The organism is Streptococcus sp. 20925_1_22, assembly GCF_041431685.1.
Lineage (GTDB): Bacteria > Bacillota > Bacilli > Lactobacillales > Streptococcaceae > Streptococcus.
On record NZ_JAPVYE010000009.1, the window covers coordinates 63658 to 75653 of the forward strand.

Annotated in this window: 19 protein-coding genes and 1 rRNA gene; all 20 read left to right on the forward strand. The window is 41.8% G+C overall.

Annotation, left to right across the window (positions count from 1 at the left end):
- Positions 1-13 precede the first annotated feature (13 nt).
- Positions 14-319: a 50S ribosomal protein L24 gene (gene rplX / locus O3621_RS10935; protein ID WP_002894497.1), complete on the forward strand. Its 306-nt coding sequence runs from the start codon at positions 14-16 to the stop codon at positions 317-319.
- Positions 320-342: 23 nt separating this feature from the next.
- Positions 343-885 carry a 50S ribosomal protein L5 gene (gene rplE, locus O3621_RS10940; RefSeq protein ID WP_002894499.1) on the forward strand — a complete coding sequence of 181 codons (543 nt, stop codon included), beginning with the start codon at positions 343-345 and terminating at the stop codon, positions 883-885.
- Between the two features lie 17 nt (positions 886-902).
- Positions 903-1088, forward strand: coding sequence for a type Z 30S ribosomal protein S14 (locus O3621_RS10945; RefSeq protein ID WP_001085697.1), 186 nt, complete (start codon positions 903-905; stop codon positions 1086-1088).
- Between the two features lie 180 nt (positions 1089-1268).
- The gene (gene rpsH / locus O3621_RS10950; protein WP_002894501.1) at positions 1269-1667 is read left to right on the forward strand and encodes a 30S ribosomal protein S8; all 399 of its coding nucleotides are present in this window, start codon (positions 1269-1271) and stop codon (positions 1665-1667) included.
- Positions 1668-1833: 166 nt separating this feature from the next.
- Entirely contained in the window at positions 1834-2013 is a 180-nt protein-coding gene (locus O3621_RS10955; protein ID WP_061594912.1) for a hypothetical protein, read from the forward strand.
- 63 nt (positions 2014-2076) lie between these two features.
- Positions 2077-2613 carry a 50S ribosomal protein L6 gene (gene rplF / locus O3621_RS10960; RefSeq protein ID WP_268689675.1) on the forward strand — a complete coding sequence of 179 codons (537 nt, stop codon included), beginning with the start codon at positions 2077-2079 and terminating at the stop codon, positions 2611-2613.
- An 85-nt stretch (positions 2614-2698) separates the two neighbouring features.
- A complete protein-coding gene (rplR, locus tag O3621_RS10965) occupies positions 2699-3055 on the forward strand; it encodes a 50S ribosomal protein L18 (protein ID WP_009659213.1) in 357 nt (118 codons plus the stop codon).
- Between the two features lie 17 nt (positions 3056-3072).
- Positions 3073-3567, forward strand: coding sequence for a 30S ribosomal protein S5 (gene rpsE / locus O3621_RS10970; protein ID WP_002894506.1), 495 nt, complete (start codon positions 3073-3075; stop codon positions 3565-3567).
- A gap of 13 nt (positions 3568-3580) precedes the next feature.
- A complete protein-coding gene (gene rpmD, locus O3621_RS10975) occupies positions 3581-3763 on the forward strand; it encodes a 50S ribosomal protein L30 (RefSeq protein ID WP_002894509.1) in 183 nt (60 codons plus the stop codon).
- 154 nt (positions 3764-3917) lie between these two features.
- Entirely contained in the window at positions 3918-4358 is a 441-nt protein-coding gene (gene rplO / locus O3621_RS10980; protein ID WP_268690530.1) for a 50S ribosomal protein L15, read from the forward strand.
- 12 nt (positions 4359-4370) lie between these two features.
- Positions 4371-5678, forward strand: a complete 1308-nt coding sequence (secY, locus tag O3621_RS10985; RefSeq protein ID WP_371514156.1) for a preprotein translocase subunit SecY — start codon at positions 4371-4373, stop codon at positions 5676-5678.
- A gap of 173 nt (positions 5679-5851) precedes the next feature.
- Positions 5852-6490 carry an adenylate kinase gene (locus O3621_RS10990; RefSeq protein ID WP_371514157.1) on the forward strand — a complete coding sequence of 213 codons (639 nt, stop codon included), beginning with the start codon at positions 5852-5854 and terminating at the stop codon, positions 6488-6490.
- A gap of 117 nt (positions 6491-6607) precedes the next feature.
- A complete protein-coding gene (gene infA / locus O3621_RS10995) occupies positions 6608-6826 on the forward strand; it encodes a translation initiation factor IF-1 (protein WP_001029883.1) in 219 nt (72 codons plus the stop codon).
- 22 nt (positions 6827-6848) lie between these two features.
- Positions 6849-6965 carry a 50S ribosomal protein L36 gene (gene rpmJ, locus O3621_RS11000; RefSeq protein WP_001808836.1) on the forward strand — a complete coding sequence of 39 codons (117 nt, stop codon included), beginning with the start codon at positions 6849-6851 and terminating at the stop codon, positions 6963-6965.
- A 17-nt stretch (positions 6966-6982) separates the two neighbouring features.
- A complete protein-coding gene (gene rpsM, locus O3621_RS11005) occupies positions 6983-7348 on the forward strand; it encodes a 30S ribosomal protein S13 (protein ID WP_002894516.1) in 366 nt (121 codons plus the stop codon).
- 19 nt (positions 7349-7367) lie between these two features.
- Positions 7368-7751 (forward strand): 30S ribosomal protein S11, encoded by a 384-nt coding sequence (gene rpsK, locus O3621_RS11010; protein ID WP_001118385.1) that lies wholly within the window; start codon positions 7368-7370, stop codon positions 7749-7751.
- A 45-nt stretch (positions 7752-7796) separates the two neighbouring features.
- On the forward strand, positions 7797-8735 hold the full coding sequence (locus O3621_RS11015; protein ID WP_227969209.1) for a DNA-directed RNA polymerase subunit alpha: 939 nt from the start codon (positions 7797-7799) through the stop codon (positions 8733-8735).
- An 11-nt stretch (positions 8736-8746) separates the two neighbouring features.
- Entirely contained in the window at positions 8747-9133 is a 387-nt protein-coding gene (rplQ, locus tag O3621_RS11020) for a 50S ribosomal protein L17 (RefSeq protein ID WP_002894521.1), read from the forward strand.
- A 247-nt stretch (positions 9134-9380) separates the two neighbouring features.
- The gene (locus tag O3621_RS11025) at positions 9381-10640 is read left to right on the forward strand and encodes a gamma-glutamylcysteine synthetase (protein WP_371514158.1); all 1260 of its coding nucleotides are present in this window, start codon (positions 9381-9383) and stop codon (positions 10638-10640) included.
- Positions 10641-10875: 235 nt separating this feature from the next.
- A 16S ribosomal RNA gene (locus O3621_RS11030) occupies positions 10876-11996 on the forward strand; the annotation flags it as partial.

Sequence of the window (11996 nt, forward strand, 5' to 3'; positions counted from 1 at the left end):
AGAGGAGAAATAAATGTTTGTAAAAAAAGGCGACAAAGTTCGCGTAATTGCTGGTAAAGACAAGGGTGTTGAAGCACTTGTTGTTACAGCTCTTCCAAAAGTAAACAAAGTTGTTGTTGAAGGTGTAAACATCGTTAAGAAACACCAAAAGCCAAATAACGAAAACCCTCAAGGTGCTATCGTGGAAAAAGAAGCACCAATCCATGTGTCAAACGTTCAAGTTCTTGACAAAAATGGTGTTGCAGGACGTGTTGGCTACAAGTTTGTAGACGGCAAAAAAGTTCGTTACAATAAAAAATCAGGCGAAGTGCTTGACTAATCACGAAGGAAAGGAGAAGTATAATGGCAAATCGTTTAAAAGAAAAATATCTTAAAGAAGTAGTTCCAGCTTTGACTGAAAAGTTCAACTACTCATCTGTTATGGCTGTGCCAAAAGTGGATAAAATCGTTTTGAACATGGGTGTCGGTGACGCTGTATCAAACGCTAAAAACCTTGAAAAAGCTGCTGAAGAATTGGCTCTTATCTCAGGTCAAAAACCACTTATCACTAAAGCTAAAAAATCAATCGCCGGCTTCCGTCTTCGTGAAGGTGTAGCGATCGGTGCTAAAGTAACCCTTCGTGGCGAACGTATGTATGAATTCTTGGATAAATTGGTTTCAGTTTCTCTTCCACGTGTTCGTGACTTCCACGGTGTTCCAACAAAATCTTTTGATGGACGCGGAAACTACACACTTGGTGTGAAAGAACAATTGATCTTCCCAGAAATCAACTTTGATGACGTTGATAAGACTCGTGGTCTTGACATCGTTATCGTAACAACTGCTAACACTGACGAAGAGTCACGCGAATTGCTTACAGGCCTTGGAATGCCTTTTGCAAAATAATATAGGAGGTAAAACAAATGGCTAAAAAATCAATGATTGCTAAGAACAAACGCCCAGCTAAGTTCTCTACGCAAGCTTATACTCGTTGTGAAAAATGTGGCCGTCCACATTCCGTTTACCGCAAGTTTAAACTTTGCCGTGTTTGCTTCCGTGAATTAGCATACAAAGGACAAATCCCTGGCGTTACCAAAGCATCTTGGTAATTCTAGCTTCCAATCCCGTCGTGATTCGTCGTTATCTGCTTTTGCCTAACTCAAGTTATGCCTGCAAGCAGATGCCTAGACTCACTTAGGAATTGAAACCTAGAAACATATTCTGAGCCCAGCTCAATCATTAACTAGCAAGTGCAGCTTGCAAACTACTAGTAAGAGGAGAAATATAAAATGGTTATGACTGACCCAATTGCAGACTTTCTGACACGTATCCGTAATGCTAACCAAGCAAACCACGAAGTGCTTGAAGTGCCTGCATCAAACATCAAAAAAGGGATTGCTGAAATCCTGAAGCGTGAAGGTTTTGTAAAAAACGTTGAAATCATCGAAGATGACAAACAAGGCATCATCCGTGTATTCCTTAAATACGGACAAAATGGTGAAAAAGTTATCACTGGTTTGAAACGTATTTCAAAACCAGGTCTGCGTGTTTACAAGAAGCGCGAAGATCTTCCAAAAGTTCTGAACGGACTTGGAATTGCTATCCTTTCAACATCTGAAGGCTTGCTGACTGATAAAGAAGCTCGCCAAAAAAATGTTGGTGGGGAAGTTATCGCTTACGTTTGGTAAAATCAAGATACAAAGAGCGTCATGGGCAATGTGAAAATAGGAAATCTGACAAAGAGTGTTAACACTCTAAGAAGATTTGTCTTTTTCACACAGACCATAGCTCGTGTTCAATTTAGCTGATTTACTGGTCGGCTAAACAGAGAGTAAATTAGTTAAGGAGAAAAAGATGACAGCTGCTGAATTGAATGAAAAACTTATTGTTGCAGAAGACGCTTTGGCTGAATTGTCAAAAGATGACCTTGTATCTCTTTTATGTGAAATTGGTTATAGTCCTGCTGCTATTGATGTATTGACAGAATATCAGGAATTTGTCAAAGCTTTTCGAAAGAAACTAGGCTTGCTCTAATCCAAATGCCCCCCGTGAAAACTGGTCGCTTGCGGCCTGACAATCTAACAGGAGAATATATACATGTCACGTATTGGTAATAAAGTTATCGTGTTGCCTGCTGGTGTTGAAATCAGCAACAAAGACAACGTTGTAACTGTAAAAGGACCTAAAGGAGAACTGACTCGTGAGTTCTCAAAAGATATTGAAATCCGTGTGGAAGGAACTGAAGTAACTCTTCACCGTCCAAACGATTCAAAAGAAATGAAAACAATCCACGGAACAACTCGTGCCCTTTTGAACAACATGGTTGTTGGTGTATCAGAAGGATTCAAGAGAGAACTTGAAATGCGCGGGGTTGGTTACCGTGCTCAACTTCAAGGCAAAAAGCTTGTGCTTTCAGTTGGTAAATCTCATCCAGACGAAGTAGAAGCACCAGAAGGCATCACTTTTGAACTTCCAAACCCAACGACTATCGTTATCAGCGGAATTTCAAAAGAAGTAGTTGGACAAACAGCAGCTTACGTACGTAGTCTGCGTGCTCCAGAGCCATACAAAGGTAAAGGTATCCGCTACGTTGGTGAATTCGTTCGCCGTAAAGAAGGTAAAACTGGTAAATAATCTTGTCTGGCTGATTTTTTCAGCCAAGCAAGCTGTTTCCCAAGGTTGTGCATAAGCACAAGATTAAAATTAAGAGGTGAAAATTGTGATTACGAAACCAGATAAAAATAAAATCCGCCAAAAACGCCACCGTCGCGTTCGCGGAAAACTCTCTGGAACTGCTGATCGCCCACGTTTGAACGTATTCCGTTCTAATACAGGCATCTACGCTCAAGTGATTGATGACGTAGCGGGTGTAACGCTCGCAAGCGCTTCAACTCTTGACAAAGAAGTTTCAAAAGGAACTAAAACAGAACAAGCCGTTGTTGTTGGTAAGCTCGTTGCTGAACGTGCAGTTGCTAAAGGTATTTCTGAAGTCGTCTTCGACCGCGGTGGATATCTCTATCACGGACGTGTAAAAGCTTTGGCTGATGCAGCTCGTGAAAACGGATTGAAATTCTAAGAGGAGGACACTAGAAAATGGCATTTAAAGACAACGCAGTTGAACTTGAAGAACGTTTAGTTGCCATCAACCGTGTTACAAAAGTTGTTAAAGGTGGACGTCGTCTTCGCTTTGCAGCTCTTGTAGTTGTTGGTGATCGCAATGGTCGTGTTGGCTTCGGTACTGGTAAAGCTCAAGAAGTACCAGAAGCAATCCGTAAAGCAGTTGAAGATGCGAAGAAGAATTTGATTGAAGTACCAATGGTTGGCACAACAATTCCTCACGAAGTTCTTTCAGAATTTGGCGGAGCTAAAGTATTGCTTAAGCCAGCTGTTGAGGGTTCTGGAGTTGCTGCTGGTGGTGCGGTTCGTGCCGTCATCGAATTGGCAGGTGTAGCAGATGTTACATCTAAATCTCTTGGCTCTAACACTCCAATCAACATCGTTCGCGCAACTGTTGAAGGTTTGAAACAATTAAAACGCGCTGAAGAAGTTGCTGCCCTTCGTGGTATTTCAGTTTCTGACTTGGCATAAGAAAGGGGATAACATGGCTCAAATTAAAATTACTTTGACTAAGTCTCCAATCGGACGCATCCCGTCACAACGTAAAACTGTTGTAGCACTTGGACTTGGCAAATTGAACAGCTCAGTTATCAAAGAAGATAATCCAGCAGTACGCGGTATGATTACTGCAGTATCACACTTGGTAACTGTTGAAGAAGTTAAATAAGCTTTGCTAGTTTAACAACTTTAAATTAAAATACGTTAGGGGATGGGATTTTCTCAGCCCCTAAAACTAAATATATGTATAGGCGAGTTTATATAGGAGACACCTTTTCTCCTATATGAGCGCTAGCATTTTACAAAAGAGGAGAAATAATATAATGAAACTTCATGAATTACATCCTGCTGCAGGTTCTCGTAAAGTCCGCAACCGTGTTGGTCGTGGTACATCATCTGGTAACGGTAAAACATCTGGCCGTGGTCAAAAAGGTCAAAAAGCTCGTAGCGGTGGCGGCGTTCGCCTTGGTTTTGAAGGTGGACAAACTCCATTATTCCGTCGTCTTCCAAAACGTGGATTCCTGAACATCAACCGCAAAGAATATGCAATTGTTAACCTTGACCAACTGAACGCCTTTGAAGATGGCGCTGAAGTAACACCAGTTGTTCTCATCGAAGCAGGTATTGTAAAAGCTGAAAAATCAGGTATCAAGATTCTTGGTAACGGAGAATTGACAAAGAAATTGACTGTTAAGGCAGCTAAATTCTCTAAATCAGCTGAAGAAGCTATCACTGCTAAAGGTGGTTCAGTGGAAGTCATCTAAGCGAGGTGACCTATGTTTTTCAAACTATTAAAAGACGCATTTAAAATCAAACAGGTACGTTCTAAGATTCTGTTCACGATTTTTATCATCTTAGTTTTCCGTATCGGTACAACCATAACGGTTCCAGGGATTAATGCCAAAGCCTTAAGCAATTTGAATGATTTGCCATTCCTGAATATGCTGAGTTTGGTCTCTGGTAACGCCATGCGCAACTTCTCTGTCTTTGCACTTGGAGTCAGCCCTTACATCACAGCTTCGATCGTTGTTCAGCTGCTGCAAATGGACTTGCTTCCGAAGTTTGTAGAGTGGGGCAAGCAAGGGGAAGTAGGACGTAGGAAGCTGAATCAAGCGACTCGTTATATTGCCCTAGTTTTGGCCTTTGTGCAGGCGATTGGGATTACCGCTGGTTTCGATACTCTCTCAAGAGCTAATCTGGTTGCCAATCCTAATGTGCAGACCTACGCTTTGATTTGTGTTCTTCTAGCAACGGGTTCTATGATTGTGACCTGGCTGGGCGAACAAATCACAGATAAGGGTTACGGTAACGGTGTATCCATGATTATCTTTGCCGGTATCGTTTCCGCTATCCCTGATATGATTAAAGGTATCTATGAAGATTACTTTGTCAATATCCCTAGTGAGCGTTTGACTTCATCCTTCATTTTTGTAGGGATTCTGATTGTGGCAGTCCTGCTTATCATTTACTTTACAACCTTTGTACAGCAGGCTGAATATAAAATTCCAATTCAGTATACGAAAGTAGCTAAGGGTGCACCTTCTAGCTCCTATCTGCCACTGAAAGTCAATCCAGCTGGAGTTATTCCTGTAATCTTCGCTAGCTCTATTACAGCTGCACCGGCAGCGATTTTCCAAGTTGCCAGTGCCATGGGTTATGATGCAGATTGGATTAAGACAGCTCAGTCACTTTTGGCAACAACGACCATTAGTGGTATGTTCATGTACGCCTTCCTGATTGTCCTCTTTACATTCTTCTATACTTTTGTACAGATTAATCCAGAGAAGACAGCAGAGAATCTGCAAAAGAGCGGAGCTTACATCCCAGGTGTTCGTCCTGGTAAAGGAACAGAAGACTACATGTCTAAACTGCTGCGCCGTTTGGCAACAGTTGGCGCTCTCTTCCTAGGTGTCATTTCCATTCTGCCTATTGTAGCTAAAGATGTATTTGGATTGACAGATGCCGTTGCTCTTGGAGGAACCAGTCTCTTGATCATCATCTCAACTGGTATTGAGGGAATGAAACAGCTAGAAGGTTATCTGCTGAAGAGAAAGTATGTCGGCTTTATGGATACATCAGAGTAAGGGAACTTTTGAATTGCTTGTCTAATGAGAAGCTAGTTCAGATAACCTTTCTTGAACCGAAAATAAACAAAATAAAAGGGGACAGAGTAGACTCACCCCCTTCTATTTTGTTTTTAAACGAGTTTATTAATCGGTTTAATAGATTGCTTTAAAAACAAAAAAGGAGACCAATCATGAATCTTTTGATTATGGGCTTACCAGGTGCTGGTAAAGGAACTCAAGCTGCTAAAATCGTTGAGCATTTTAATGTTGCGCATATTTCAACTGGAGATATGTTCCGTGCAGCGATTGCTAACCAAACAGAGATGGGGGTCTTAGCCAAGTCCTATATTGACAAGGGCGAGTTGGTGCCAGACCAAGTGACAAACGGCATTGTCAAAGAGCGCTTGAGTCAGGACGATATTAAGCAAACAGGCTTCCTCTTGGATGGCTATCCACGCACGATTGAGCAAGCACATGCCTTGGATCAAACGCTAGCAGAGCTTGATTTAGTTTTGGACGGAGTTATCAATATCGAAGTGGATCCTAACAGCCTATTGGAGCGTTTGAGCGGCCGGATTATCCATCGTGAAACAGGCGAAACCTTCCACAAGGTCTTCAATCCGCCAGCAGACTACAAGGAAGAGGATTATTACCAGCGCGAAGATGACAAGCCTGAGACAGTTAAACGTCGTTTGGATGTCAATATTGCACAAGGTCAGCCAATCATTAATCACTATCGCAGCAAAGGTCTGGTCCATGATATTCAAGGAAATCAAGATATTAATGATGTCTTCTCAGCTATCGAAAAAGTCTTGACAAATTTGAAATAAAAGCGTTTTTCCTGCTTGCAATATTTGACAAGTAGTGATACAATGAATTAGTCTGACTTATAATTGTTACCTCTGTGCTCAGAGGGATCAAATCGAAATTTATGGAGGTACTTTTGCGTGGCAAAAGACGATGTGATTGAGGTTGAAGGCAAGGTAGTTGATACAATGCCTAATGCAATGTTTACGGTTGAACTTGAAAATGGACATCAGATTTTAGCAACAGTTTCTGGTAAAATTCGTAAAAACTATATTCGTATTTTAGCGGGAGACCGTGTGACTGTAGAAATGAGTCCTTATGATTTGACACGTGGACGGATCACATACCGCTTTAAATAATCGAAAAACTTGGAGGGAAAAAATGAAAGTAAGACCATCGGTCAAACCAATTTGCGAATACTGCAAAGTCATTCGTCGTAATGGTCGTGTTATGGTAATTTGCCCAGCAAATCCAAAACACAAACAACGTCAAGGATAAGATAGAAAGGAGAAAAAATGGCTCGTATTGCTGGAGTTGACATTCCAAATGACAAACGTGTAGTCGTTTCACTGACTTATGTGTACGGTATCGGACTTCCAACTTCTAAGAAAATCTTGGCAGCTGCTGGAGTTTCAGAAGACATCCGTGTAAAAGATCTTACAATCGAACAAGAAGACGCTATCCGTCGTGAAGTAGATGCGATTAAAGTTGAAGGTGACCTTCGTCGTGAAGTAAACTTGAACATCAAGCGTTTGATGGAAATCGGTTCATACCGTGGAATCCGTCACCGTCGTGGACTTCCTGTCCGTGGACAAAACACTAAAAATAATGCCCGTACTCGTAAAGGTAAAGCTGTTGCGATTGCAGGTAAGAAAAAATAATATAAGGAGGTAAAAAGTCTTGGCTAAACCAACACGTAAACGTCGTGTGAAGAAAAATATCGAATCCGGTATTGCTCATATTCACGCTACATTTAATAACACTATTGTTATGATTACTGATGTGCATGGTAACGCGATTGCTTGGTCATCTGCTGGAGCTCTTGGATTTAAAGGTTCTCGTAAATCTACACCATTTGCTGCCCAAATGGCATCTGAAGCAGCTGCTAAATCTGCACAGGAACACGGTCTGAAATCAGTTGAAGTTACTGTAAAAGGTCCAGGTTCTGGTCGTGAGTCTGCTATTCGTGCTCTTGCTGCCGCTGGTCTTGAAGTAACAGCTATTCGTGATGTGACTCCTGTACCACACAATGGTGCTCGTCCTCCAAAACGTCGCCGTGTATAATCACCAACCGTTACACTGCTTTTCGTTTAAGAGGGAGTATAGCAAATGATTGAGTTTGAAAAACCAAATATAACAAAAATTGATGAAAATAAAGATTATGGCAAGTTTGTAGTAGAGCCGCTTGAGCGTGGTTATGGTACAACACTAGGAAATTCTCTTCGCCGTGTGCTTTTGGCTTCACTTCCAGGTGCTGCTGTTACCTCAATTAATATTGAAGGTGTTTTGCACGAGTTTGATACAATTTCCGGTGTCCGTGAAGACGTGATGCAAATTATTCTGAACGTCAAAGGGATTGCTGTAAAATCTTACGTCCAAGACGAAAAGATTATTGAACTGGATGTTGAAGGACCAGCAGAAGTGACTGCCGGAGACATTTTGACAGACAGTGACGTTGAAATTATAAACCCTGATCATTATCTCTTTACAATCGGAGAAGGCGCAAGCTTTAAGGCAACGATGACTGTCAACAGCGGTCGTGGTTATGTGCCTGCAGATGAAAATAAGAAAGATGATGCACCAGTTGGAACACTTGCGGTGGATTCTATCTATACGCCAGTGACAAAAGTTAATTACCAGGTTGAGCCAGCTCGTGTTGGTAGCAACGATGGTTTTGACAAACTAACCCTTGAAATTTTAACGAATGGAACAATTATTCCAGAAGATGCTTTGGGACTTTCAGCCCGCATCCTTACGGAACATTTGAATCTCTTCACTAACCTGACAGAAGTAGCTATCGCTGCGGACGTTATGAAGGAAGCAGAAAAGACTTCTGATGACCGCATTTTGGAACGGACCATCGAAGAATTAGATTTGTCAGTTCGCTCATACAACTGTTTGAAACGTGCAGGTATCAATACTGTATTTGATTTGACAGAAAAATCTGAGCCAGAAATGATGAAAGTTCGTAACTTGGGACGCAAGAGTCTGGAAGAAGTAAAAGTTAAACTTGCTGATCTCGGTCTGGGGTTAAAAAACGATAAATAAAGGAGGAATACATGGCTTACCGTAAACTAGGACGCACTAGCTCACAACGTAAAGCAATGCTTCGCGATTTGACTACTGATTTGCTGATCAACGAATCAATCGTGACAACTGAAGCTCGTGCTAAAGAAATCCGTAAAACAGTTGAAAAAATGATTACATTGGGCAAACGTGGAGACTTGCACGCTCGTCGTCAAGCAGCAGCTTTTGTACGCAATGAAATCGCATCAGAAAACTATGATGAAGCAACAGAGAAGTATACTACAACTACTGCTCTTCAAAAATTGTTCTCTGAAATTGCACCACGCTATGCAGAGCGCAACGGTGGATATACTCGTATCCTGAAAACTGAACCGCGCCGCGGAGATGCTGCGCCAATGGCAATCATCGAATTAGTATAAGATCATCAATCTTTATTGAGTGTTATGATGATGGAATAGAGGCTCTATTCTTAGTCTAGCTCTGGTCTACCGCTAGGATTTTGTCCTAGCGGGAACACTCATCATATAGTTGATAATAGGTAGACGCTTGTTTACGAAATTGCTTTTAAGACAAAAACAATTTCGTAAGCAGGCGTTTTTGCATGAAGCTAGGAAAATACCTGAAATTTTGTTATAATACTCTAACACTATCAAAAATTTATAGGAAATGGAAATGATTGATTCAATCCAAATTTTAAAAGAACGCTATTTAAAGAATATTAAAGAAAATCCAACTGTATACATTGGCATTGAGTTAGAATTTCCTATTGTCAATAGCCAGGGCGGGGCGACTGATACAAATGTTGCTAAAAATCTCTTGAAACGACTGTTGGAAGAGTATGATTTTGAGGCAGAACGATTTGATAGAGACGGGAATCCCATCCAACTAAAATCTACTAAAAATGAAGACAGAATTCTTTTTGAGGTTTCTTACAATACTTTGGAATTCGCTTTTGCCAAGGCTAGTAGAATTCAAGAAGTTGAAGAGCGTTTTAAGAACTATCTAGACATTATTCAGCCAATTCTGCGCGAAGAAAACCATGAAATTCAAGGAGAAGGTATTCATCCTTTCTGGGCTGAAAATGATAATAGTCCAGTTAAATATCCAAGATATGAAATGCTGATGCAGTATTTAGCTATGGGAAGGAACATGGAAGGTTTGCACAATTATCCAGAATATGGTGCTTTTATTTGTGGGAGTCAAGTTCAGCTGGATGTCTCAAGAGAAAATTATTTAAGCGTCATCAATGTCTTCAATCAAATTGAAGCTGCTAAAGCATACCTCTTTGCCAATTCAGAGTTTTCAGATTCTTCTTGGGATACAAAAATAGCTCGGGATATTTTTTGGGAGCAATCGATGCATGGCATTTTACAGGAAAATGCAGGCGTTAATTCGAAAGATTTTCAAACAGAAGATGAATTTTTTGCATATCTTAGTAAATCAGCGCTTTTCACTGCTGAACGAAATGGTCAATCCTACTATTTCTATCCGATAGCTGCTAATGAATACTTGAGCCAGAAAACTATTGAAGCTTATAGCCTTTCAGGTGAAAAAGCAAATTTGACTCCAAGGGAAGCAGACTTCAAGAATCATAGAAGTTATCAGTATCAAGATTTGACGACACGGGGGACAGTAGAGTTTCGGAGCGTCTGCACTCAGCCTTTTGCTAGAACCTTTTCTTCTGCTGCTTTTCATCTTGGTATTTTAGAAAATTTGGAGAATGTAAAAGCCTATTTACAAGACGCTTCCTTCTTTCAAGAGGAAGGTCGAGATTACAAAGCTTTAAGAAGAAAGTTTTCCAAAAAAGAGTTGACCGCAAGTGAAATAGAGCATATTTATGAATTCACAAAGACTTTGCTTCAGCTGGCAAGAGCTGGTTTATTAGCCCGACAACTAGGGGAGGAAGTATATCTTCCTACACTCTAATAGATGGAAAGACTTTAATGAATAAAAAAACTTCAAAAAAAACAAAAAAAAATTAGAAAAAGGTATTGACAGGAGGTGTGGTTGGGTGATATACTAATATAGTTGTCGCGAAAGACAAAGCCCTTTGAAAACTGAACAAGACGAACCAAGTGCAGGGTGACATAGAGATATGTAACCTGTCAAAAAAACGAAAATAAATCTGTCAGTGGACAGTAATGAGTGCGAACTCAAACTTTTTAATGAGAGTTTGATCCTGGCTCAGGACGAACGCTGGCGGCGTGCCTAATACATGCAAGTAGAACGCTGAAGAGAGGAGCTTGCTCTTCTTGGATGAGTTGCGAACGGGTGAGTAACGCGTAGGTAACCTGCCTGGTAGCGGGGGATAACTATTGGAAACGATAGCTAATACCGCATGAAATTGCTTATCGCATGATAATTAATTGAAAGATGCAATTGCATCACTACCAGATGGACCTGCGTTGTATTAGCTAGTTGGTGAGGTAACGGCTCACCAAGGCGACGATACATAGCCGACCTGAGAGGGTGATCGGCCACACTGGGACTGAGACACGGCCCAGACTCCTACGGGAGGCAGCAGTAGGGAATCTTCGGCAATGGGGGGAACCCTGACCGAGCAACGCCGCGTGAGTGAAGAAGGTTTTCGGATCGTAAAGCTCTGTTGTAAGAGAAGAACGGGTGTGAGAGTGGAAAGTTCACACTGTGACGGTATCTTACCAGAAAGGGACGGCTAACTACGTGCCAGCAGCCGCGGTAATACGTAGGTCCCGAGCGTTGTCCGGATTTATTGGGCGTAAAGCGAGCGCAGGCGGTTAGATAAGTCTGAAGTTAAAGGCTGTGGCTTAACCATAGTATGCTTTGGAAACTGTTTAACTTGAGTGCAGAAGGGGAGAGTGGAATTCCATGTGTAGCGGTGAAATGCGTAGATATATGGAGGAACACCGGTGGCGAAAGCGGCTCTCTGGTCTGTAACTGACGCTGAGGCTCGAAAGCGTGGGGAGCAAACAGGATTAGATACCCTGGTAGTCCACGCCGTAAACGATGAGTGCTAGGTGTTAGGCCCTTTCCGGGGCTTAGTGCCGCAGCTAACGCATTAAGCACTCCGCCTGGGGAGTACGACCGCAAGGTTGAAACTCAAAGGAATTGACGGGGGCCCGCACAAGCGGTGGAGCATGTGGTTTAATTCGAAGCAACGCGAAGAACCTTACCAGGTCTTGACATCCCTCTGACCGCTCTAGAGATAGAGTTTTCCTTCGGGACAGAGGTGACAGGTGGTGCATGGTTGTCGTCAGCTCGTGTCGTGAGATGTTGGGTTAAGTCCCGCAACGAGCGCAACCC

Coding starts and splice junctions, on each gene's coding strand:
- rplX (WP_002894497.1), top strand. CDS start 14: ATGTTTGTAAAAAAAGGCGACAAAGTTCGCGTAATTGCTGGTAAAGAC.
- rplE (WP_002894499.1), top strand. CDS start 343: ATGGCAAATCGTTTAAAAGAAAAATATCTTAAAGAAGTAGTTCCAGCT.
- O3621_RS10945 (WP_001085697.1), top strand. CDS start 903: ATGGCTAAAAAATCAATGATTGCTAAGAACAAACGCCCAGCTAAGTTC.
- rpsH (WP_002894501.1), top strand. CDS start 1,269: ATGGTTATGACTGACCCAATTGCAGACTTTCTGACACGTATCCGTAAT.
- O3621_RS10955 (WP_061594912.1), top strand. CDS start 1,834: ATGACAGCTGCTGAATTGAATGAAAAACTTATTGTTGCAGAAGACGCT.
- rplF (WP_268689675.1), top strand. CDS start 2,077: ATGTCACGTATTGGTAATAAAGTTATCGTGTTGCCTGCTGGTGTTGAA.
- rpsE (WP_002894506.1), top strand. CDS start 3,073: ATGGCATTTAAAGACAACGCAGTTGAACTTGAAGAACGTTTAGTTGCC.
- rpmD (WP_002894509.1), top strand. CDS start 3,581: ATGGCTCAAATTAAAATTACTTTGACTAAGTCTCCAATCGGACGCATC.
- rplO (WP_268690530.1), top strand. CDS start 3,918: ATGAAACTTCATGAATTACATCCTGCTGCAGGTTCTCGTAAAGTCCGC.
- secY (WP_371514156.1), top strand. CDS start 4,371: ATGTTTTTCAAACTATTAAAAGACGCATTTAAAATCAAACAGGTACGT.
- O3621_RS10990 (WP_371514157.1), top strand. CDS start 5,852: ATGAATCTTTTGATTATGGGCTTACCAGGTGCTGGTAAAGGAACTCAA.
- rpmJ (WP_001808836.1), top strand. CDS start 6,849: ATGAAAGTAAGACCATCGGTCAAACCAATTTGCGAATACTGCAAAGTC.
- rpsM (WP_002894516.1), top strand. CDS start 6,983: ATGGCTCGTATTGCTGGAGTTGACATTCCAAATGACAAACGTGTAGTC.
- O3621_RS11015 (WP_227969209.1), top strand. CDS start 7,797: ATGATTGAGTTTGAAAAACCAAATATAACAAAAATTGATGAAAATAAA.
- rplQ (WP_002894521.1), top strand. CDS start 8,747: ATGGCTTACCGTAAACTAGGACGCACTAGCTCACAACGTAAAGCAATG.
- O3621_RS11025 (WP_371514158.1), top strand. CDS start 9,381: ATGGAAATGATTGATTCAATCCAAATTTTAAAAGAACGCTATTTAAAG.